We start from the raw sequence: 23,033 nt of genomic DNA on the forward strand, positions 1-23,033 counted from the left end.
CATGTTTACCACCAAAACTATAAAATTAGCCTTTGTACTTTGTTGCGCAAGTCTTCCCCTTTCTGCACAAAAAATCAATTCAAAAGAAGCCGCTCGTCTCGAAAATTTAGCCCAACAGGTTAGTATTATCAGAGACAACTGGGGTATTCCACATGTTTATGGAAAAACCGATGCTGATGCTGTTTTTGGATTATTATACGCCCAATGCGAAGATGATTTTAAACGCATTGAAATGAACTATATTGAAAAATTGGGGCGACTTTCAGAAATAAAAGGACAAGCCGTTTTATACAATGATTTAGAAATTAAATTATTAATTGACACTGAAGAAGCCAAAACCGATTATAAAAAAGCTCCCTTATGGCTCAAAAAATTATTAAACAGTTATGCCGATGCTATTAACTTTTACCTCTACAAACATCCCGAAGTAAAACCGGCGCTCTTAACTCATTTTGAACCCTGGTTTCCTTTGCTTTGGACCGATGGAAGTATCGGAGCCATCAGTACCGCCGATTTAACAACAGGAGAATTAAAAGCTTTTTATTCCGGTAATGGCGACAAAGTGGCGTATGTTGAAAGAGAAAAAAATGTACAGACAGGTTCTAATGGTTTTGCATTTGCACCCTCAAAAACGGCTGCCGGCAATGCTATTTTGTACATCAATCCACATACCACCTTTTATTTCAGACCCGAAGTACAAGTCACCAGCGAAGAAGGTTTAAATGTTTATGGAGCGGTAACCTGGGGGCAATTTTTCGTCTATCAGGGTTTCAATGAGCATTGCGGATGGATGCACACCTCTTCCAACGTTGATGTTGCCGATATGTATGCCGAAAAAATTGTCGATAAAAAAGGTAAATTATTTTATGAATTTGACAAAAAACTAATCCCGGTTATCGAAAAAGAAATTGTAATACATTACACGGAAAACGGGAAATTAATCCCTAAAAAATTCAAAACCTACTTCACCAATAATGGTCCGATTATGGCCAAACGTGACGGAAAATGGATCAGTTTAAAATCAAATAACCGCTCGATGACCAGTTTAATTCAGAGTTGGGTCAGAACCAAATCAACCAGTTTTGAAGATTACAAAAAAGCGATGGGCTTAAAAGCCAATACTTCAAACAATACTGTTTACGCAGACAACCAAGGAAATATCGCTTATTGGCATGGAAATTTTATCCCAATCAGAGATAAAAAACTTAATTGGTCTAAAGTCATTGACGGATCGATCTCTTCTACGCAATGGAAAGGTCTGCATGATGTAAACGAAACCGTTCATTTGTATAATCCAACAAACGGATGGCTGCAAAACTGTAACTCAACACCTTACACTGTTGCGGGAGAAAACAGTCCAAAAAGAGAAAACTACCTGCCTTATATGGCGCCTGACGGAGAAAATTTTAGAGGAGTGAATGCCGTTCGAATTTTCAGCAAAGGCAGTCAGTATACTTTAGACAAAGTAATTGCTGACGGATATGATACTAAATTATCGATTTTTGAAATTTTAATCCCAAGCCTGATTACGGTTTACGAAAAAAACAAAACAGCATATCCCGAATTAAACGAAGTCATTTCGACACTCAAAAACTGGGATTATTATGCCAAAGAAAATTCAGTAGCCACCACTCTGGCAGTCGAATGGGCGTACAAATTAGATCCGATTATATTGAAAGCATATGTCGATGAAGGAGAACCGGATCAGGTAGAAAATACCCGAAAATTTGCAACGAATGCGACCGCTGTTCAAATGCTTCCGCAATTACAGTTAGTTTTAAAAGAACTGAACTCAAAATGGGGAACCTGGAAAGTAGCCTGGGGAGAAATAAATCGTTTTCAACGTTCAAACGGCGACATCGATTTAAAATATGACGATGCTCAGCCGAGTTTACCGATCGCTTTTGGACCGGGCTCCTGGGGTAGTTTACCTTCCTTTAAAAGCAGTTATCAGAAAGACTCCAAAAAACGATACGGTTACAATGGCAACAGCTTTGTATGTGCTGTAGAATTTGGTCCAAAAATAAAAGCAAAATCATTGTTAGCCGGAGGTAATAGCGGAAATCCTGACTCCAAACATTTTAACGATCAAAGTGAAATGTATCGAAAAGGAAGTTTTAAAGAAGTCTTGTTTTATAAAGATGATGTGATCAAAAATGCCGAGAAAACTTATCATCCCGGTGAATGATTTTCATTGTAAGAAAATAACGTTTAAAAACCTCGGAAGAAAAACAATCCGAGGTTTTTTTGTAACGTAATATTTCTGATATTTGTTAAAAATTGTACTCTTATGAAAAATTCTGCCTTTCTCTTATTTGCTACCATATTGTTTTCCAACGCTATAAATGCACAACTAAAAGCTGTAAAATACACTGACGGTTCTCAGGCTCTAAGTGGATTATTTGCAAAATCTGCTAAAAAAAACATTCAAAATCCGGGGATTTTATTGATTCCGGCCTGGCTTGGCATCGACAAAGCTTCTAAAGATATTGCAGAAAACTTATCCAAATTAGGCTATCATGTTTTCATTGCTGATATCTATGGCGAAGGAAACAAACCTGCAAATACCGCCGAAGCGGGAAAGCAATCCAGTTACTACAAAAATAACTTTGAAATATATCAAAAACGCATCAATGCTGCATTACAGGAATTGATCAAATCAGGAGCCAACGCCGACAATATTGTAGCCATCGGGTACTGCTTTGGAGGAACCGGCGTTCTTGAAACTGCACGCGGACATTTAAACCTAAAGGGAGTAGTTTCTTTTCACGGAAGTTTAGCCAGAGATGCCGCCCGCAAAATCGAACCCATTACAACTAAAGTATTAATTTGTCACGGAGCCGACGATCCCTATGAATCAAAAGAAGAAATCACAGCTTTCCAACAGGAAATGAGGGATTCAAAAGCCGATTGGCAAATGATTTATTACGCTAATGCTGTACATTCTTTCACCAATCCTGAAGCAGGAAACGACAACTCAAAAGGAGCAGCCTATAACGCGGTTGCAGCAAAAAGATCTTTTGAGCATTTGCAGCTTTTCCTGAACGAAGTATTAAAAAAATAAGCTTTAAAACTGTGATTTCCAAAGAATAAAACGGACTTCAACTATATGGTTTTAAAATTTGGCTGATACATGAAATTCGCGGCAAAAAAAACACCTGTATTAACCCGAATAATTATTTTTAAAATTTACGGAAATTCGCGTTATTCGTGGCAAGAAAAAACAAACCAAGAAAACCAAACCAATACCATTTACAATCAATGTCACACAGTCCGATTAGAAAAGACAAAACCTGCTTAAACTGCAGACATGTTGTTGAACAAAAATACTGTCCCAATTGTGGACAGGAAAACACCGAATCCCGAAAAACATTTCATTATCTGTTCGTTCACTTTTTTGAAGATCTGACACATTATGAAAATACTTTTTGGCGCACTATCAGATACCTTTTGTTTAAACCCTCTGCATTAACCTCAGAATATTTAGCCGGAAAACGTTTATCCTATTTGGCACCTGTACGCTTATACATCTTTATCAGTTTTGTCACTTTTTTAATGATTGCCTTATTTCCCGGCCATTCAAAAGAAACTCCGACTGATTTTGATCTCAACGTAAGCAATAAGAAAGAAGTTCCGAAAAACATTTTCACAGGAGATCTTAACGATTTAAAACCCGGAGACGGTTTTGACAAATTTACAAGAGAAGTCGATTCCGTTCAAAAATATGCTCCCGAGGAAAAAAAATTAGATTCGTTTAGTTACTGGATGATTCAAAAAGTAAAATATGTAAAAGAGCACAATACCAAAAAAGAACTCATTAGCAAGTTTACAGAGTCTTTTGTACACAACATTCCAAAAGTACTTTTCATTATAATGCCGCTATTTGCCTTCATTTTATGGCTCTTTCACGGCAAAAAAAGATGGTATTATTTTGATCATGGAATATTCACCTTACATTATTTTTCATTTTTGCTTCTCGTAACCTCCATCTTATTTATTATCAGGAGATTGGTTGGGTTATTTGGAGAAGAAAGCCCACTATCTTTTATTTCAAGTATAACTGACTTTTTTGGAGGTCTCTGGATGTTTTACTATTTTTTTCCGGCACACCACCGTTTTTACGGAGAAACAAGATGGATTTCCTTCTTTAAAAGCATCGTATTGCTGTTTATAAACTTTACTGTCATCATATTTTTATTAGTTTTCTACATTTTCTATACCTTTATCAATTTACACTAAACATCATATGAAAAAAATCATAATTCTGTTATTAATTGGTACTGCATTTTCGTGTAAAAACACACAATCAGTTACCTTAAAAGACAATTCAGATCCGTCTAAATACATCGACTTTATTTCTGAAAAAGACCTAAAAACAATGCTTTATGTTGTGGCCTCTGACGAAATGGAAGGTCGAGAAACCGGATCGAAAGGACAAAAGAAAGCAGGCCTTTACATGATTGGGCAATACAAAAAACATGGAATTTCTTTTCCTAAAGGCGCAACCGATTATTACCAGCATATTCCTGCTTCATTTTTAAATGCCAGACGAAATGAAAACTTACCCGATTCAGAAAACATCTGGGCCTATATTGAAGGATCTGAAAAACCGGATGAAGTTTTGGTTATTTCAGCACATTACGATCACGTAGGAGTAAAAAATGGCGACGTTTATAATGGTGCTGATGATGATGGTTCCGGAACTGTTGCTGTAATGGAAATGGCAAAAGCATTTGCAAAAGCCAAAAAAGACGGGCACGGTCCAAAACGTTCTATCCTGTTCCTGCACGTTACCGGAGAAGAACACGGTCTACATGGTTCTCGCTATTATTCTGAAAATCCTTTATTCCCAATCGCCAATACCATTGCTGATATTAATATCGATATGATTGGCCGTCGTGATGTAGAACACGAAAAAACAAACAATTATGTGTATGTAATTGGAGCCGACAGACTCTCTACTGATTTACACAATATTGTTGTGGCGCAAAACGAAAAATACACTAAAATTGACTTAGATTTTAAATTCAACGACCCTAAAGATCCAAATCATTTTTACGAGCGTTCTGATCATTATAACTTTGCAAAATTCGGAATTCCATCGGTTTTCTTCTTTAACGGAGTTCACGAAGACTACCACAGAAAAGGTGACGAACCTCAGAAAATCGAATACGATGCCTTGACTAAAAGAACAAAATTAGCTTTCTCCATAGCCTGGGAATTAGCGAATAGGTCTGATCGTCCGGTAGTTGATAAACCGATTAAATAAGGCACTGAGGTACTAAGATACTAAGGCTCTAAGATTTTTTAGGTGCTGAGAAACTAAGTTATCACTTTATTCTATAAATTAGGAGGCTGTCTTTTTAGACAGCCTCACTTATTTCTCCTATTTACTTAAAGATTATTCTTGCATCTTAGACCAGCTTTTAAATAATCCATCGCAATGATTTCTTATTTAAGCGGGTACTCCTGATTTTAATTTCTGTACAATTTCCAAACATCTATTTTCAAAAACAGATTCCTCGACTGGAACAACAACCGAGTCGAATAATTTCATCAAATCATCAGAATGTGAGGCACGTTTTATGCTCTGAATATTGTAATGAAAGAACTTAATCCACAAAATTGCTTTCAATTCTGTTTCATTTTCATTCCACATTTTCATTTCAACCAGCAGAAAATTATCGCTATATTGAACCAATTGCGACTCTATCAGTACCGTTTCCATTGTAAAAGCAGGCCGCATATAACTAATCTGGTTAGATGCTACTACCCAACTGAGCCCTGTTTCCTTAAGATATTTAAAGATATCCAAATTGTAATGTTCCGCAATCTGATCCTCCCTTGTATTAATGAAATACTCCAGATACTTTGCGTTGTTTAAATGATTAAAAGGATCACAATCCTGAAATCTGATTTTCTTCTTTGTTTTTAATACTTTTTCCATTTTCTACTTTTGTTTTATCAAATACCGATCGGTATCTGGTGGGTTAAAAAAATTTTATTTCCTAATTTTCTCGATTATTGCATGGTCTATAAAATCCATAGCGGTTGTAATGTATGCCTCATCATTATGTGTAAAGGCCAAAAGAGAACTTCCTTCAATTAAAGACAATAACAGCTTTGCATACTGCAGCGGATCAATATTCTCCTGAATTTCTCCACTAACAATACCTTCACTAATAATATTGGAAAGTCCGCTAACAAACCTCTGAGACAAACTCTGAGCACTCTTAAACAACAGTGGATTGATATATTTAGTATCTACCCCTACACGCAGCATTGGACAACCACCTCTGTCTTTGACTACCTCATAATAGCTCCTTTGATATTTCGTTATCGCGTAAAGTTTCTCTAAACTTCCTGTAGTAGAAGCCAGTATTTTGAATAAAGGTGTGATAGCTACATCTACATTCAATTGAAAAGACTTTAAAGCTAACTCTTCTTTATTGGCAAAATTGCAGTAAATAGCCCCTTTGGTAAGTCCCGTAGCCTTGGTAATATCCGTAAGACTGGTCCCCACATATCCCTGTCTGTTAAAAACAGGTGCTACTTTATCCAATATAAATTCAGAAGTATTCATTATTTTCCAGTTTTCGACCATTATTCGTCAAACAAATATAACACAAATACCGATCGGTATTTCATGTTAAAGCTTTTTTTCTTCTAAACATAAAAAAAGGGATGAGTTTAAATAAAACTCATCCCTTTTTTGTTTTTATATAATAGAGATTTCAGAAGAAAAAGCTTAGAACCTCAGTTCCTCAGAATCTTAGTCCCTTTTCTAGTCATTCATAGAAATCAAAAACTCTTCGTTGTTTCTGGTTTTCTTGAAACGGTCGTTTACAAAATCCATAGATTCTACCGGATTCATATCAGACAGGTACTTACGCATGATCCACATTCTTTGTAATGTTTTCTCATCCAGTAATAAATCATCACGACGTGTACTTGATGAAGTAAGATCGATAGCCGGGAAGATACGTTTGTTAGCGATTTTACGATCCAATTGAAGTTCCATGTTACCAGTACCTTTAAATTCTTCAAAGATTACCTCATCCATTTTAGAACCTGTTTCGGTCAATGCAGTTGCAATAATACTTAATGAACCACCGTTTTCTACATTTCTGGCAGCTCCGAAGAAACGTTTTGGTTTTTGCAATGCATTTGCATCAACACCACCACTTAAAACTTTACCTGAAGCAGGCTGAACAGTATTATAAGCTCTCGCTAAACGAGTAATCGAATCAAGTAAAATAACCACATCGTGTCCGCATTCTACCAAACGTTTTGCTTTTTCAAGAACGATATTTGCAATCTTCACGTGTTCTTGTGGTTCTCTGTCGAAAGTAGAAGCAATAACTTCCCCTCTTACACTACGCTGCATATCCGTAACCTCCTCAGGACGCTCATCAATTAAAAGAACAATAAGATAAACTTCGGGATGGTTGGCTGCGATAGCGTTTGCAATGTCTTTTAGTAACATTGTTTTTCCCGTTTTAGGCTGAGCGACAATCATACCACGCTGCCCTTTTCCTATTGGAGAAAACAAATCGATAATACGGGTTGAAACTGAACTGCCTTTTTCGGCTAATTTAAATTTTTCAGAAGGGAAAACCGGGGTAAGATGTTCGAAAGAAACTCTGTCACGAACAACTTGCGGATCATGACCATTAATTTTAAGTACTCGAACTAGAGGGAAAAACTTTTCGCCTTCTTTTGGAGGACGAACTACTCCTTTTACAGTATCTCCGGTTTTAAGACCGAACAATCTGATTTGTGACGTTGATAAATAAATATCATCAGGAGAGGCTAAATAATTATAATCTGATGAACGTAAAAATCCGTAACCATCCGGCATCATTTCAAGAACACCTTCACTTTCGATAATTCCGTCAAACTCAAAGTCTGAATCTCTGAAATTACTCTTTTTATTTTTATGATTTGGATTTTGATTCCCGTTGTTTCCGTTCCCGTTTTGGTTAGAATTTGGATTCTGATTTGGGTTTTGGTTGGGATTCTGATTTTGATTTTTATTCTGGTTCGGATTAATCTTCTTGGTTTGAACCGGCGCTTCTGTTTTTTCAACAGTAGCAACTTCTGCTACAACTTCATTTTCCGGAACTACATCTTTCGTAGCTTCCTTTTCTTTTTTCAAAGCAACCTTTTTCTCGTAAGCCGATTTACTAAACTTTACAATTTTTGGTCCTTTTTTCTCTATTGCTGCATCTTCAGTATTCTCAGTATTCTCAGTACTTTCAGTATTCTCAATATTTTCCCGAACTTCCGGTGTTGTTTCAACGCTTTTTACTTCTGCTGTTTCTTTTGCTGCTGCATTTCCTTTTATCTTCGGATTTGTTTTAGGATTTGCTTTAATAGCCGGAGTTTTAGTTACTGCTATCGGAGTTTCCGCTTTTTCAGGAGCTTCCTCTGCTTTATCAAATTCCAGAACCGGTGCATTCTTATTTACTGCCGTTTTTTTTGCCGGAACAATTCTTGTTCTTTTCGGTTTTTCATCAACTATTTCCGCTTCTGCCACAGGACGAACCGGCGGCGCTACAGTCGCTTCCTGATGTGCTAAAATCTGACTTATTAAAGTCTCTTTTTTAACGCCATTAAACTTTATAGTTTTAGCTAACTTAGCTATTTCTTGAAGCTCAGAAAGCTTCATTTCTTTTAATGCAGAAATATCAAACATGAATGTTCTATGAATTTAATTATTTTAACGGAAATATTGTAAAAAGAATAGGTAGATATTTTTTTTCGATTGACCGCAGTATGAAGTGCTTACGGTATTATGATGCAATAATACGAATAAAATTTAATCATACAATAGTATTTTAAAAAAAGAAAATATATTTTTGTAAAACAATTTTAGACCATGATACAACGAATTCAGACTGTATATTTAATTCTTACCTTTTTAATTACGGGGGTATTACTGTTTTTCACTCCGCTTTGGACCTTAAACAATGGTAAGCCTTTTTACTTTATGCAGGATAAGTTTTACACGGTACTATTAGGTCTAAGTACAATGCTTACTATCATTAGTATTATTTCATACAAAAAAAGACAAAATCAGTTTGTAATGGGCAGACTGAACATAATATTAAATTTAATTTTATTGGGATTATTTGTATATCGTTCTCTAAATTTATCTGGAGATACTACTACCATTGTATCAGAGAAAGGTATTGGGATGTTTCTACCTATTGTTGCTATCGTATTATTAGTTTTAGCTAATAAGGCCATCAAAAAGGATGAAGATCTTGTAAAATCTGTAGACCGTTTGAGGTAAACCTATAAACTTAAATTTTTTGTGCGAAGAGAACCCGAATTTTAAATTCGGGTTTTTTTGTGCTCTAAATTCTCCGTAATTTGCTGCATAACAGTCAAAACAAACTTAAAAAGAAACTTTGTAAGATATTTTTTCATTTATTTGCATTTCAGTTCCCCGAATAATTATGAAAGATAAAATAAGAATACACCTGGCAGATGATCATCAGGTACTTATTGATGGCCTTAGTAACTTACTGCAGACGGTTGAAAATTTTGAAGTAGTAGGCAAATCATACGATGGTGATACTGTTTATGAAGATATTATTCTAAACAATCCCGATATCCTGATTCTGGACATTAGTATGCCTAAAAAAGACGGGATCGAGGTAGTTAAAGAACTTCAACAAAAAAACATCCCATGTAAAATCATCATTCTCTCTAGCTACGACGATCTGAAAATTATTAAAGAAGTAATGAAACTGGGGGTAAAAGGCTATCTCACAAAAAAATGTGCGGGAGAAAATATTATAGAAGCCATAGAAGCCGTTTATCAGGGACAAGAATATTATTGCGATGCCGTTAGAGAAAAAATCTTTAATATTTTCTCTCATAACAATCCAAAACTCAATAAAAATATCAAAGTAGACAACCCAATTCTAAGCGCCCGTGAAATCGAAATTATCACTTTAATTGCATTAGAATACAGTGGGAAAGAAATTGGTGAACAGCTCTTTATCAGTACAAACACGGTCGAAACACACCGAAAAAACATCATGAAAAAACTGCAGATAAAAGGTTCTATTGGCTTGGTAAAATATGCTCTGAAAAATAATCTGATAAATTCCTGATCATTCTAAAAAAAACACCTTTTGCTATGTCCTTTTTCAGATACTTTATATTTTTCATTCTTTTAACCACTTTCACCAGCTATCCTACTGTTGCTCAAGAAAAAACAGTTTCAAAAAACAACACTAATGCAGTTGTCGGAAATACAGAAAAAAACAATACTTGTCTTCCTGAACAAATAAGAAACAAACAAATTATAAGCTTATCATTCGTGATGATAATCCTCTTGTTCTTTTTGTTTTATTTTTTCTACCAAAACAACAAACTAAGACAAAAGATTAAACGGAAAGATGCCAAGCAAAAAATATTACTAAATGTGATTAATGCCGGCATTGACAGCCAGGAAGTTGAACGTAAAAAAATTGCATCGTTTTTACATGACAATATTAATTCTTTATTATCGTCTGTTGGACTGCATTTAAAAACTTTCACAACACTAAACGATATAAAATCAGACGAAATTCAGAAAGCAAAATCGATTCTACAGGAAGCACACGATCTTTTACGGGATATGTCACACGACTTGGTTCCTACGCTTCTGGTTCGTTTTGGGTTAATTTATGCCTTAGAAGATCTATGCGAAAGAAACTCAAATTCTCATATAAATTTTAAATTTTCGAGCACCATTTCAACAGAAAAAAGATACATCGAAAAATTTGAAATGAAGCTTTACTTTATTGTTTCGGAACTTTTCAATAACATTATAAAACACAGTGATGCCCAGAAAGCCAAGATTTTCCTATCCGAAAAAAACAATCAGTTTATCATAGTAATTCAGGACAACGGAAAGGGTTTTGAAACCCAAAGACTAAACAATTTTGAAGGTTTTGGTATTAACCGAATCAGAGCGAGAATCAAAAAATACAAAGGAAGTATCTCAATCACTTCAAAGGCAAACGAAGGAACCACTGTCAAAATTAAGGTTCCGTTGCCCTTTTAATTTAGCTTTACTTTTTACCAATTTCAACTATTTCCAGATCCTTTATTTTATCACCGTCAATTACAAATCGTAACATTGTTCGAACCTGATGAAATCCGCTTTTTCCGGCCGCTCCGGGATTCATATGCAGCAGATTATTTTTTTTATCGAACATAACTTTCAGTATATGTGAATGTCCACAGATAAATAATTTAGGCGGATCCGACGCCATCTCTTCTCTTATATTGGGATTATACTTTCCCGGATATCCGCCAATATGTGTAATCCATACGGAAACATCCTCACATAAAAACCGATTGTGCAAAGGAAATTCTAATCTCGCCTGTGCATCGTCAATATTACCATATACACATCGCAGAGGCTTTAACTTTTTAATTGTATCCGTAACATTCAGATCACCAATATCTCCAGCATGCCAGACTTCATCGGCCTGAGCTACATATTTTAAAATAGTATCATCAATATGACTGTGGGTATCGGAAAGGAGAAGAATTTTTTTCATTCAAAGGTACAAAGGTTCAAAGGAGCAAAGATACAAAGGTTTTTTTTAAGGGACTAAAAGGCTCAGGTTCTGAAAGGCTAAGACACTTATGAGACTAAGTCATTCTAAAATTTTTTCAATTATTCTTATTTAACAAAGAAACCTCTCCCCTTTGCTCCTTTGAACCTATCAAACAAAAAACTTAGTTCCTCAGAATCTTAGCATCTTAGTATCTCAGAACCTTAACATCTTTTTTTAAAAAACCTTTGTACCTTTGTACCTTAGAGCCTTTGTCCCTTAAAAAAAACCTTTGCACCTTTACCTTGAGATATTTTATTCAATTTGCTTATAACGGAACTAATTATCATGGCTGGCAATTTCAGCCCAATGCCTCTTCTGTTCAGGAAACTTTAAACAAAGCACTTTCCATTTTATTGAATACTCCTATAAGCGTAATGGGTGCCGGAAGAACCGATACCGGAGTTCATGCGGAAGAGATGTACGGGCATTTTGATATTGAAACTCCGTTGGATATTCCAAATTTAATACACAAACTCAACTCCTATTTACCCAAAGACATTGCTATTTTTAATATTCTTCTGGTTCACGATGACGCTCATTGCCGATTTGATGCTACTAAAAGAACCTACGAATACCATATCAACACGGTTAAAAGCCCTTTTTTACAAGAATTGAGCTGGTATTTCAATCAAAAATTAGATGTAGATCTGATGAATGAAGCTGCAAAAATTCTACTGAACCATACCGATTTCCAATGTTTTTCCAAAGTAAACACAGATGTCAATACTTTTGATTGCACGGTTTTTGAGGCGTATTGGAAACAAGAAAACCATAAGCTTATTTTTACCATCTCGGCCAATCGTTTTCTTAGAAATATGGTTCGCTCAATTGTTGGAACACTAGTAAATATCGGCTTGCATAAAATTTCCCTAACTGATTTTGAAACGATCATCGCCAGCAAAAGCAGAGAAAAAGCCGGATTTTCGGTGCCGGCACACGGATTGTATTTAACCGAAATTGATTACGATTACTTATCGCTGTAGGCCACAAGCCGTAGGCTGTAGGCTTTTGCCTAAAGCTTATTGCCTAAAGCTTAAAGCTTAAAAAAAATAAATGAAAGCAAAAGCATTTGATACCGGATTATTCAAACGAATCTTAAAATATACCAAGCCCTATAAATGGCGCTATTACGGCGTTATTATTTTTGCTGTATCTCTTTCTATTTTTGCAGCTCTTCGCCCCTATTTGCTAAAACAAACGGTCGACGGCTATATCAAGACACACGACAAAGAAGGTTTACTCCTTTATATCATGTTAATGGGAGCAGTTCTTTTAATGGAAGTTTTCTCTCAGTTCTATTTTGTCTACTGGGCCAACTGGCTTGGACAGGATATCGTAAAAGACATTCGTACCAAACTTTTTAAACACATACTAAGCTTCAGAATGAAGTACTTTGACCTGGTTCCGGTGGGACAATTGGTTACTAGATCCGTTTCGGATATTGAATCGATTGCCCGAATTTTTAGCCAGGGACTTTTTATGATCATTAGTGATTTAATGAAAATGCTTGTAGTCCTTATTTTCATGTTTTACATGAACTGGAAATTAACGTGGATCGTAGTCGTTGCCATGCCGATTCTGGTTTACATAACCCGAATATTCCAACGTAAAATGCAAGTCGCTTTCGAAGAAGTCCGCACGCAGATTGCCAATATGAACTCTTTTGTACAGGAACGTGTTACAGGAATGAAAATCGTACAGCTTTTCAATCGCGAACAAATTGAAGCTGATAATTTTAAAGAAATCAATAACAAACACAGAGTTGCCTGGATCAAAACTATTTTATACAACTCGATATTCTTCCCTATTGCCGATATTATCTCTTCTATTACCTTAGGGGTAGTGGTCGTTTATGGTGGATTCAAAATCCTGAACGGAGATCATTTTACAACTTTTGGAGATTTGTTTTCCTATACCATGTTTATCGGAATGCTGTTCAATCCCTTACGACAGATTGCAGATAAATTCAACGAGATGCAATTAGGGATGATTGCCGCCAATCGTGTTTTTGATATCATCGATACTCAGGATCATATTCAGGATACCGGAACAATTGAAGCTCCAATTTTTGAAGGAAGTATTGAATTTAAAGACGTGCGTTTCAGTTATATTCCGGAAGAAGAAGTCATAAAAGGAATTGATTTATCTGTCGCTTCAGGTCAAACTGTCGCTATTGTAGGTTCAACCGGAGCAGGAAAATCTACCATTATCAATTTACTGAATCGTTTTTACGAAATTAACAGCGGTACCATTTGCATTGACGGTCATAATATCGAAAATTATACTCTGGCTTCGCTTCGAAAACAAATTGCCGTGGTTTTGCAGGATGTTTTTTTGTTTGCCGATACGATTTATAACAATATCACTTTGCACAATCCCGAAATTAGTCGTGATCAGGTTTTAGAGGCCGCTAAGAAAATTGGCGTGCACGATTTCATCATGAGTCTGCCGGATAATTATGATTTTGATGTAAAAGAACGAGGGGTTATGCTTTCGTCCGGACAGCGTCAGTTAATTGCTTTTTTAAGATCATATGTCAGTAATCCGAGTATTTTAATTCTGGATGAAGCAACGTCTTCAATAGACACCTATTCTGAAGAACTCATTCAGCGCGCTACCGAAACGATTACCAAAGGAAGAACTTCGATCATCATCGCACACCGATTGGCTACGATTGTAAATGCCGACAAAATCGTTGTGATGGATAAAGGCCTGATCGTAGAACAGGGAACGCACCAGGAATTGCTCCTTAAAACCGACGGATATTATAAAAACCTGTACGACTCTCAATTTGCTGTAGCGAACTAGATTTCAAAATGCTAAAAAAGTTCTTAAAAAAGTTAAAATAGCGTTATAAGAATCATAAATCTACTGATTCACAGTCTTTAGGATAGCACTCTTTTTTTTTGAATTATTTATCTTTGAGAGACAAAATTCAAATGCAAAAGAAAATGCCACAAAACAGATTTTATCCAAACGAAGAATTCAAAGAAATAGAAATAAACGCCTCATTACAACTTAAATATGCTATTTCAAACAAAGGCCGACTCATTAGTTTTACAGATGAAATTCAAAACGGACGTATTCTAAAAGGCGGTTTAAGCGATGGTTATCCTACTTTTAGATTTAAGGTTAAAGATGGTGACAAAATTGTCAACAAATATCTTTTTCTGTACAAATTAGTCGCTCATTATTTCATTCCGAAAGAATCAGAAGAACAAACTTATGTACTCCATCTGGATTACAACCGCAGCAACGACGATGTAAAAAATTTATGCTGGGCAACAAAAGCCGAAATGATGGCGCACAGCCGTAAAAGTCCACATGTCATTCAGGCAAAAAAGAATCTGATCGAACACAATTTAAAAGCCGACGGACGAAAATTAACGACCACCAAAGTCATGTTAATCAAGAAGATTCTCGCACGTCCGGAACAAAAAACGCGTCTGAAAATGATTGCCAAACAATTTGGTGTTAGCGAAATGCAAATCAGACGTATTGCCAGCGGTGAAAATTGGGGCCATGTAAAGGTTTAATACATACAAAATCATTCTATTATTATCATTATCCGGAGCTTCTTAAAAAGAGCTCCTTTTTTTTTTGCACCAACGCCAACAAACAAACCTCTCATTTTTAAGTGTTTAAAATAATTTCACGCCAAAACATTAAAAAGCAGAGTCAAAAAAGGCAGAATAGTAGGATTAATACTTTTATTAATTGTAAACTTGTATACCAAATTCAAGGATAATTTTATGAAGAAAAAACTACTTATCTTACTGTGTTTACTCAGTTTATCTGCTTTTGCACAAACCACTTTAATTCCTGACCAAAATTTTGAACAGAAATTAATCTCTCTCGGACTAGATACCGTTCTCGATGGAAAGGTACTAACTTCAAACATTTCATCTGTTACTTCTTTAGATGTGAGTTCCAGTTCTATTAAAAGTCTTAGAGGACTTCATGCTTTTACTAATCTTGAGACTTTGAATTGTTCCAACAATGAAATAATCGGTTTAGACTTTCCTAATAATCCTAAACTTTCTACTTTGATTTGTCATTCCAATAAAATACAAAGTTTAGATGTTAGTAAAAACCCCCGCCTGCAAAATTTAGACTGCCAATCCAATGAAATAAATTATTTGGATATATCCCAAAATACTTTTCTAACACAGTTAAATTGTTCTAAAAATAAACTGAGTTCTTTAAACACTTCTAAAAATTTAAGACTTAAGGGACTGTATTGTTCAGATAACATACTGAATTCTTTAAACCTTAGCGGCAATACCTTACTTACTGAACTTAACTGCAATAATAACAGGATTAAAAGTCTTACTATTTCCGATAACACTGGTTTAATAGATTTATATTGCGAAAACAACCGAATAACTACTTTGGATCTTTCTAAACAGAAAGAGCTTAAAAATGTTAATTTGAAGTCTAACGATCTTGTAAATCTCAATATAAAAAACGGCAACAATACATCCTTAAATGTCAATAATCTAAATTTAGCACACAATCCGCAATTGTTATGCATACAAGTTGATAATGTAATGTACTCCAGTACGAATTGGGAATACGTAAAGGATCTTCAAACAAGTTATTCTACCGACTGCCCTAATTATACTGTAATACCTGATACTAATTTCGAAAATGCTCTTATTGCTTTAGGAATTGATTCAGGAACTCCCGACAAAAAAGTTTTAACTTCAAACATTTCTACTGTAACTACACTAGATTTAGGAATTAATACAACTATTGCAGATCTAACCGGAATACAAGACTTTACAGCACTCCAGACTCTAATTTGTCATGGAAATACAGGTCAGGTAATCAACGGTGGGAACGGAAAATTAAAAATTCTTGATATTTCTAAAAACGTAAACCTGACCACTCTGGATTGCTCCTATAACCAACTTATAAATTTAGATGTCACCAATAATCCCTTACTGGTTTCGTTAAATTGCAACGTCAATAAACTAACAAAAATTGACGTTTCCAAAAATGTAAAACTGAATAATCTTGACATAAGCAGTAATCAAATTATACAACTTGATCTTTCAAAAATCCCAACTTTACGCTACCTAAGTGCCGATGACACTAAACTTACCTATCTGGATATTTCATCTAATCCGAATATGGTTGGATTATTTTGTAACAATTCAGATTTAAGAAGTTTAAATTTAAAAAATGGAAGTAACCAATTAATTTCAGCACAAGACATAAACTTCAAGGGAAACCCAAATTTAAACTGTATTCAGGTCGACAATGCCGTAAATGCTACTACAAACTGGTCTGCTGCCAAAGATGCCGCCACAAATTATTCAACCGAATGTGTAAATGATTCATTTACAATAATTCCCGACAACAACTTTGAAAATGCACTTATAACTTTAGGGATCGATGCAGGAGTTCCGGATGGAAAAATCCTGACTTCAAAAGTTTCTTCTGTCACTAAATTAGATTTAGGAACCAATACAACCATTACAGATCTAACCGGAATACAAGATTTCAAAGCACTTGAGTGGCTGGTTTGCCAAGGAAATACTGGTCGTGCAGGCGATGGCGGAAACGGAAAACTAAAAACACTTGACGTCTCCAAGAATACAAATCTAACGATTCTTGAATGCTCTTTTAATCAACTTACCAATTTAGATGTAACGCATAACCCATTACTGCGTTCCTTAAGATGTAGTGTAAATAAATTAACAGCAATTGATGTTTCTCAAAACACAAAACTGGATGATCTCGATGTAGGCAGTAATCAAATTACTACGCTTGATGTCTCAAAAATTCCAACTTTACGTTTTCTGACTGCCGAATCTACTAAACTTACCACATTAGATCTTTCCTCTAATCCGGCATTGGTTGGATTATTTTGTAGAAGTTCGGATTTGACAAGTTTAAATCTAAGAAATGGTAAAAACCAATTAATTGTACCTCAGAGTATAACCTTTACAGGAAATCCAAATTTAACTTGTATACAGGTTGATGATGCAGCATTTTCTACTGTAAACTGGTCTGCTGCCAAAGATGCTTCTGCCATTTACTCGAACCAATGCCAGACAGGTCCATACACCCTTATTCCTGACAGCAATTTCGAAAGTGCTCTTATTTCCTTAGGAATTGATTCAGGTGTTCCGGACGGAAAAGTACTGACTTCAAACGTTTCTTCGGTGACAAAATTAGATTTAGGAACCAATGCAACCATTACTGATCTAACCGGAATTCAAGATTTTACAGCGCTTCAACGATTAATTTGTCATGGAAATTTTGGGCACATGGACACAGGCGGAAATGGAAAACTGACTACTATTGACGTTACTAAAAACACAAAACTAATTGTTCTTGATATCTCATACAATAAAATTACAGCTTTAGATGTGTCCAAGAATCCCTTACTGATTTCACTAAAATGCAGCGTAAATAAACTAACAAAAATTGACGTTTCTCAAAATATAAAACTGGATAATCTTGACATCAGCAATAATTATATTACCCAGCTTGATATTTCAAAAATTCCAACTTTACGTTACCTAAGCGCTGATTACACAAAACTTACGGCACTGGATATTTCCTCTAATCCGGTAATGGTTGGGCTATTTTGTAACAATTCGACTTTAACAAGTTTAAATCTAAAAAATGGACAAAACCAATTGATTGCAGCGCAAAGCATAAACTTTAAAGAAAACCCTAACTTAACTTGTATTCAGGTTGATAATGCCGTAAATTCTAATGCAAACTGGTCTGCAGCTAAAGATGCTTCTGCCAATTACTCAAATGAATGTCAAACTGGTCCATATACTCTTATTCCTGACAGCAATTTCGAAAATGCTCTTATTTCCCTGGGAATTGATTCAGGTGTCCCAGATGGAAAAGTACTGACTTCAAACGTTTCTTCGGTGACAAAATTAGATTTAGGAACCAATGCAACCATTACTGATCTAACCGGAATACAAGATTTTACAGCACTACAATGGTTAATTTGTCATGGAAATTTTGGACACATGGATACAGGTGGAAATGGAAAATTGACCACGATTGATGTTTCTAAAAATACAAAACTGACTGTTCTTGATGTCTCATTCAACAAAATTACAAATCTGGATGTTACCAATAATCCATTGCTAATTTCTTTAAGCTGTAACGTTAATAAACTGACCGCAATTAATGTTTCTAAAAACACAAAACTGGATAATCTTAACATCAGCAATAATCACATTACACAGCTTGATATTTCTAAGATTCCAACTTTACGTTACCTAAGTGCTCATTACACAAAACTTACGGCACTGGATATTTCTTCTAATCCGGTAATGGTTGGGCTATTTTGTAACAATTCGACTTTAACAAGCTTAAATCTAAAAAACGGCCGCAACCAATTGATTGCAGCGCAAAGCATAGACTTTAAGGAAAACCCCAATTTAACTTGTATACAGGTTGATAATGCCGTAAATTCTACGGCAAACTGGTCTGCTGCTAAAGATGCTTCTGCCAATTACTCAAATGAATGTCAGACTGTCCTGTACACGCTTATTCCTGACAGTAATTTCGAAAAGAAACTGATTCAGCTGGGAATTGATTCAGGAACTCCAGACGGAAGAGTATTAACCTCCAGTGTTAAAACCGTAACGTCTTTAGATGTCTCTCTAAGCAATATTACAGATTTGACCGGTCTAGAAGACTTTACCTCTTTGACATCATTAAAATGTCAGGCAAATTATACTTTAAAAGCTCTGGATGTTACAAAAAATATCCATTTAACTACATTGGACTGTAGCAATAATTATCTTATAACAACTTTAGATGTATCGAAAAATACTGCTTTAGTTGATTTAAATTGTTATTACAATAAACTGAGCACTTTAGATGTAAGTGCTAATACAAACTTAACCACTTTACAATGTTCATCAAATAAATTAACAAACCTTAATGTTTCGAACAATAAAGCCTTAACTAAATTAGATCTTGGTTATAATTTAGTTTCTAATCTTGATGTGTCGCAAAATACCAAATTGACATCATTAACTTGTACCTCAAATCAAATTTCTAACTTAAACATCAGCTTAAATACAAAATTAACTGAACTATGGGCTGGAAACAATAAATATGATGTACTAGATGTTTCAAACAATACCGCTTTGACATCTTTAATATGCAATACAAATCAGCTAACATCAATAGACGTTTCCAAAAATACCGCATTGACAAGATTGTTAGTCTACCAAAATAAGATAACAAGTATCGATATTTCAAACAATCCGTTACTAAGTTCATTTGACTGTAATTCGAACTTAATCACCAATCTTAATGTTTCAAAAAATATAGATTTAAACTTCCTTTACTGTGACAATAATAAATTAACAGTTTTAGATGTTTCTGCAAACACTAAGCTTGGCACATTCGATTGTGCTAACAACCTGCTCACGAACCTGGATGTTTCTAATAACAAAAATCTAAGGTCGCTTGAATGTGAATCCAATAAACTGGTAAATCTAAACCTAAAAAATGGTAATAATTATAGGTTTGATCCATTTCCAGGCTCTGATCCTAATTTTATTTTATATAGAATAGATTTTAGAAACAACCCTGATTTAACTTGTATTCAGGTTGATGATGCTTATTATTCAAACGAGAAATGGTCAACAAGAAAAGATCCAAAGGCAAAATTTAGCGAAGATTGCAACAATAGTACCTTGATAACAGATTCTAATTTTGAAGATTTTCTTATTGCTGCAGGTATTGACACTGACGGAAAAAATGGAAAAGTTGCCACCTCCAGTATTGCTAATATTAAAGTTCTGGACATTTCAAATTCAAACATCTCGGATTTAAAAGGAATTGAAAACTTCACCGCTTTAGAGAAATTTATCTGTAAAGGAAATTTAATTACTACAGTTGACATGTCGAATAATACTCAGTTAAACTATCTGGACGTCTCAAACAATCCGCTGACTAGTGTTAATGTTTCTAAAAATAAATTATTAAAAGAATTTTATTGTAATGGAATACAAATTATTCTAAAAAAATCGACTTCAACCTCTAGCAGGTTAACAACTTTAGATGTATCGAACAATACTTTGCTAACAAATCTTAACTGTTCGAACAATCAGCTGTCAAGTCTTGATTTATCAAAAAACACTAATCTAATAGAAGTAAACTGTTCTAATAACCTTCTAACCGATTTGAATTTACAAAGTGGCAACAACGGTATTTTAGTCAACTTAAATTTAAAAAACAATACTCAATTAACTTGTATAAAAGTTGACAATCCTTCTTTCTCAACTGCTACCTGGACAGATGCAAAAGATGAAATCGCAAAATACTCATCAACTTGCCGTACTTTAGAAACAAATGAGCAGGTTTTTAACAACATCAATATTTATCCAAATCCATCTCATGGCGAGTTATACATTACAAACGTTTCAGTAACAAAAGCAACGATCTATGACAGTTTGGGTAAACTTGTAAAAGTAGTATCCTTAAAAGGAGATACTAAGGAAAATTACATCGATTTAAAAGGAATAGCCCAAGGAGTTTACTACATCTTTATCGAAAACCCTGAAGCACATACCGTAAAAAAAATCATCATTAAATAAGTATTCGCCTATTTCACTAAAAAACACATTTTAAAAAATAAAATGTGTTTTTTTTTTATAACAAATTAATGATCCATCTTTCTCTACTTTGTTATTAAAAAAAAATAAAATACCAATTAAACTTTATTCTTTTCTATAACTTTTCTCAATATCTGTGTGAAAAGATCAAATTCGGCAAGGGTGAAAAGAAATTTTAAAGTATTTTTTAAAATAAATCCTTAAATTCGCAAGCACAAATAACAAAAGAATAAATCGATAAATGAGTTTCGGAATTAAACTTCATTATCGGTAATAAATACTAAAAACCAAACAAATGAAATACGACGTTATTGTTTTAGGAAGTGGTCCCGGTGGATATGTAACAGCAATCAGAGCTTCACAATTAGGCTTTAAAGTAGCTGTAGTTGAAAAAGAAAACTTAGGTGGTGTATGTTTAAACTGGGGATGTATCCCAACAAAAGCACTATTAAAATCAGCTCAGGTTTTTGATTATCTAAAACATGCTTCTGACTATGGATTGAAAGTTTCTGAGTTCGACAAAGATTTCCCTGCAGTGGTTCAACGCAGCCGTGGTGTTGCTGAAGGAATGAGCAAAGGAGTTCAATTCTTAATGAAAAAAAACAAAATTGACGTTATTGAAGGTTTTGGAAAACTAAAACCAGGTAAAAAACTTGACGTTACAGACAAAGACAATAAAGTTACTGAATATAGCGCTGATCATATTATCATCGCAACCGGTGCTCGCTCTCGTGAGTTACCAAACTTACCACAAGACGGCGTAAAAGTAATTGGTTACCGTCAGGCAATGACCTTACCAACTCAGCCAAAATCTATGATTATTGTAGGTTCAGGAGCAATTGGAGTTGAGTTCGCTCACTTCTACAACTCAATGGGAACTGACGTTACTATTGTAGAATTTATGCCAAATGTAGTTCCTGTAGAAGATGAAGACATCTCAAAACAATTTGAGCGTTCTTTGAAAAAAGCCGGAATTAAAGTAATGACCAACTCATCTGTTGAGCGTATTGATACAACAGGTGCGGGAGTAAAAGCTTTTGTTAAAACAGCAAAAGGAGAAGAAGTTCTTGAAGCTGACATCGTACTTTCGGCAGTTGGAATCAAAACTAACATTGAAAACATCGGTTTAGAAGAAGTTGGAATCGCTGTTGACAGAGATAAAATCTTGGTAAACGCCTACAACGCAACTAATATCCCTGGATATTATGCAATTGGAGACGTTACTCCGGGACAAGCTTTAGCTCACGTAGCCTCTGCTGAAGGAATTAACTGTGTAGAAAAAATTGCAGGTTTACACGTAGACCCAATCGATTACGGAAACGTTCCGGGTTGTACTTATGCAACTCCAGAAATCGCTTCTGTAGGTTTAACGGAAAAACAAGCAAAAGAAAAAGGATACGAATTAAAAATTGGTAAATTCCCATTCTCAGCTTCAGGAAAAGCAAAAGCTGCCGGAACTCCAGACGGATTCGTAAAAGTAATCTTCGATGCTAAATACGGAGAATGGTTAGGATGCCACATGATTGGTGCAGGTGTTACCGATATGATTGCAGAAGCAGTTGTAGCCCGTAAACTTGAAACTACAGGTCATGAAATTCTTAAATCTATCCACCCTCACCCAACCATGAGTGAGGCTGTTATGGAAGCTGTTGCTGATGCTTACGGCGAAGTAATTCACTTGTAAAAATATACCGTTTTACGGTTACATATAATTTTCAATTTAAAAGAATCCGATTTGTGAAAGCAAGTCGGATTTTTTTATGGCGTATCCCTCCGGGTCAGGCTGTCCGCT

At 35.0% G+C, this 23,033-nt stretch carries 16 protein-coding genes; 12 read left to right on the forward strand and 4 right to left on the reverse strand.

Annotated elements, in window-relative coordinates:
* Position 1 precedes the first annotated feature (1 nt).
* From M4I44_RS20325 to M4I44_RS20340, 4 genes are all read left to right on the forward strand, one after another.
* Positions 2-2,188 (forward strand): penicillin acylase family protein, encoded by a 2,187-nt coding sequence (locus M4I44_RS20325; RefSeq protein ID WP_249965908.1) that lies wholly within the window; start codon positions 2-4, stop codon positions 2,186-2,188.
* A gap of 102 nt (positions 2,189-2,290) precedes the next feature.
* Entirely contained in the window at positions 2,291-3,064 is a 774-nt protein-coding gene (locus tag M4I44_RS20330) for a dienelactone hydrolase family protein (RefSeq protein WP_249965909.1), read from the forward strand.
* A 197-nt stretch (positions 3,065-3,261) separates the two neighbouring features.
* Positions 3,262-4,239, forward strand: coding sequence for a DUF3667 domain-containing protein (locus M4I44_RS20335; RefSeq protein WP_249967432.1), 978 nt, complete (start codon positions 3,262-3,264; stop codon positions 4,237-4,239).
* 7 nt (positions 4,240-4,246) lie between these two features.
* Positions 4,247-5,269 (forward strand): M28 family peptidase, encoded by a 1,023-nt coding sequence (locus M4I44_RS20340; protein ID WP_070907197.1) that lies wholly within the window; start codon positions 4,247-4,249, stop codon positions 5,267-5,269.
* 186 nt (positions 5,270-5,455) lie between these two features.
* Here M4I44_RS20340 and M4I44_RS20345 read toward each other — a convergent pair whose 3' ends face one another.
* The 3 genes from M4I44_RS20345 to rho all read right to left on the reverse strand — a co-directional run bounded on the left by M4I44_RS20345 (position 5,456) and on the right by rho (position 8,698).
* Positions 5,456-5,947: a thioesterase family protein gene (locus M4I44_RS20345; protein ID WP_249965910.1), complete on the reverse strand. Its 492-nt coding sequence runs from the start codon at positions 5,945-5,947 to the stop codon at positions 5,456-5,458.
* A gap of 54 nt (positions 5,948-6,001) precedes the next feature.
* Positions 6,002-6,583 (reverse strand): TetR/AcrR family transcriptional regulator, encoded by a 582-nt coding sequence (locus tag M4I44_RS20350; RefSeq protein WP_249965911.1) that lies wholly within the window; start codon positions 6,581-6,583, stop codon positions 6,002-6,004.
* 201 nt (positions 6,584-6,784) lie between these two features.
* A complete protein-coding gene (rho, locus tag M4I44_RS20355) occupies positions 6,785-8,698 on the reverse strand; it encodes a transcription termination factor Rho (protein ID WP_249965912.1) in 1,914 nt (637 codons plus the stop codon).
* Positions 8,699-8,881: 183 nt separating this feature from the next.
* On the opposite strand from rho, the gene M4I44_RS20360 reads away from it, so the two are divergent.
* From M4I44_RS20360 to M4I44_RS20370, 3 genes are all read left to right on the forward strand, one after another.
* Entirely contained in the window at positions 8,882-9,298 is a 417-nt protein-coding gene (locus M4I44_RS20360) for a DUF4293 domain-containing protein (RefSeq protein WP_017496022.1), read from the forward strand.
* A gap of 166 nt (positions 9,299-9,464) precedes the next feature.
* Positions 9,465-10,127 carry a response regulator transcription factor gene (locus M4I44_RS20365; RefSeq protein WP_249965913.1) on the forward strand — a complete coding sequence of 221 codons (663 nt, stop codon included), beginning with the start codon at positions 9,465-9,467 and terminating at the stop codon, positions 10,125-10,127.
* Between the two features lie 26 nt (positions 10,128-10,153).
* Positions 10,154-11,065, forward strand: coding sequence for a sensor histidine kinase (locus M4I44_RS20370; protein WP_249965914.1), 912 nt, complete (start codon positions 10,154-10,156; stop codon positions 11,063-11,065).
* A 7-nt stretch (positions 11,066-11,072) separates the two neighbouring features.
* Here the strand turns inward: M4I44_RS20370 and M4I44_RS20375 are convergent, their stop codons facing one another.
* Positions 11,073-11,567 carry a metallophosphoesterase gene (locus M4I44_RS20375; RefSeq protein ID WP_017496025.1) on the reverse strand — a complete coding sequence of 165 codons (495 nt, stop codon included), beginning with the start codon at positions 11,565-11,567 and terminating at the stop codon, positions 11,073-11,075.
* A gap of 302 nt (positions 11,568-11,869) precedes the next feature.
* Here M4I44_RS20375 and truA point away from each other — a divergent pair, with 302 nt between their 5' ends.
* From truA to lpdA, 5 genes are all read left to right on the forward strand, one after another.
* Complete coding sequence (gene truA, locus M4I44_RS20380; RefSeq protein ID WP_017496026.1) at positions 11,870-12,610, forward strand: tRNA pseudouridine(38-40) synthase TruA; 741 nt, start codon at positions 11,870-11,872, stop codon at positions 12,608-12,610.
* A 70-nt stretch (positions 12,611-12,680) separates the two neighbouring features.
* Complete coding sequence (locus M4I44_RS20385; protein ID WP_017496027.1) at positions 12,681-14,435, forward strand: ABC transporter ATP-binding protein; 1,755 nt, start codon at positions 12,681-12,683, stop codon at positions 14,433-14,435.
* 143 nt (positions 14,436-14,578) lie between these two features.
* On the forward strand, positions 14,579-15,163 hold the full coding sequence (locus M4I44_RS20390; RefSeq protein WP_026109940.1) for an NUMOD4 domain-containing protein: 585 nt from the start codon (positions 14,579-14,581) through the stop codon (positions 15,161-15,163).
* Positions 15,164-15,379: 216 nt separating this feature from the next.
* Positions 15,380-21,223 (forward strand): T9SS type A sorting domain-containing protein, encoded by a 5,844-nt coding sequence (locus M4I44_RS20395; protein WP_249965915.1) that lies wholly within the window; start codon positions 15,380-15,382, stop codon positions 21,221-21,223.
* A 313-nt stretch (positions 21,224-21,536) separates the two neighbouring features.
* The gene (gene lpdA, locus M4I44_RS20400; protein WP_017496030.1) at positions 21,537-22,925 is read left to right on the forward strand and encodes a dihydrolipoyl dehydrogenase; all 1,389 of its coding nucleotides are present in this window, start codon (positions 21,537-21,539) and stop codon (positions 22,923-22,925) included.
* Positions 22,926-23,033 lie beyond the last annotated feature (108 nt).

This window comes from Flavobacterium sp. B183 (assembly GCF_023539155.1).
Lineage (GTDB): Bacteria > Bacteroidota > Bacteroidia > Flavobacteriales > Flavobacteriaceae > Flavobacterium > Flavobacterium tructae.

Excerpts from the sequence above, each read along its gene's own strand:
- M4I44_RS20390 (WP_026109940.1), top strand. The coding sequence starts at position 14,579 with ATGCCACAAAACAGATTTTATCCAAACGAAGAATTCAAAGAAATAGAA.
- M4I44_RS20385 (WP_017496027.1), top strand. The coding sequence starts at position 12,681 with ATGAAAGCAAAAGCATTTGATACCGGATTATTCAAACGAATCTTAAAA.
- M4I44_RS20360 (WP_017496022.1), top strand. The coding sequence starts at position 8,882 with ATGATACAACGAATTCAGACTGTATATTTAATTCTTACCTTTTTAATT.
- M4I44_RS20330 (WP_249965909.1), top strand. The coding sequence starts at position 2,291 with ATGAAAAATTCTGCCTTTCTCTTATTTGCTACCATATTGTTTTCCAAC.
- M4I44_RS20370 (WP_249965914.1), top strand. The coding sequence starts at position 10,154 with ATGTCCTTTTTCAGATACTTTATATTTTTCATTCTTTTAACCACTTTC.
- M4I44_RS20395 (WP_249965915.1), top strand. The coding sequence starts at position 15,380 with ATGAAGAAAAAACTACTTATCTTACTGTGTTTACTCAGTTTATCTGCT.
- M4I44_RS20350 (WP_249965911.1), bottom strand. The coding sequence starts at position 6,583 with ATGAATACTTCTGAATTTATATTGGATAAAGTAGCACCTGTTTTTAAC.
- M4I44_RS20340 (WP_070907197.1), top strand. The coding sequence starts at position 4,247 with ATGAAAAAAATCATAATTCTGTTATTAATTGGTACTGCATTTTCGTGT.
- M4I44_RS20325 (WP_249965908.1), top strand. The coding sequence starts at position 2 with ATGTTTACCACCAAAACTATAAAATTAGCCTTTGTACTTTGTTGCGCA.
- M4I44_RS20345 (WP_249965910.1), bottom strand. The coding sequence starts at position 5,947 with ATGGAAAAAGTATTAAAAACAAAGAAGAAAATCAGATTTCAGGATTGT.
- M4I44_RS20335 (WP_249967432.1), top strand. The coding sequence starts at position 3,262 with ATGTCACACAGTCCGATTAGAAAAGACAAAACCTGCTTAAACTGCAGA.
- M4I44_RS20365 (WP_249965913.1), top strand. The coding sequence starts at position 9,465 with ATGAAAGATAAAATAAGAATACACCTGGCAGATGATCATCAGGTACTT.
- rho (WP_249965912.1), bottom strand. The coding sequence starts at position 8,698 with ATGTTTGATATTTCTGCATTAAAAGAAATGAAGCTTTCTGAGCTTCAA.
- M4I44_RS20375 (WP_017496025.1), bottom strand. The coding sequence starts at position 11,567 with ATGAAAAAAATTCTTCTCCTTTCCGATACCCACAGTCATATTGATGAT.
- lpdA (WP_017496030.1), top strand. The coding sequence starts at position 21,537 with ATGAAATACGACGTTATTGTTTTAGGAAGTGGTCCCGGTGGATATGTA.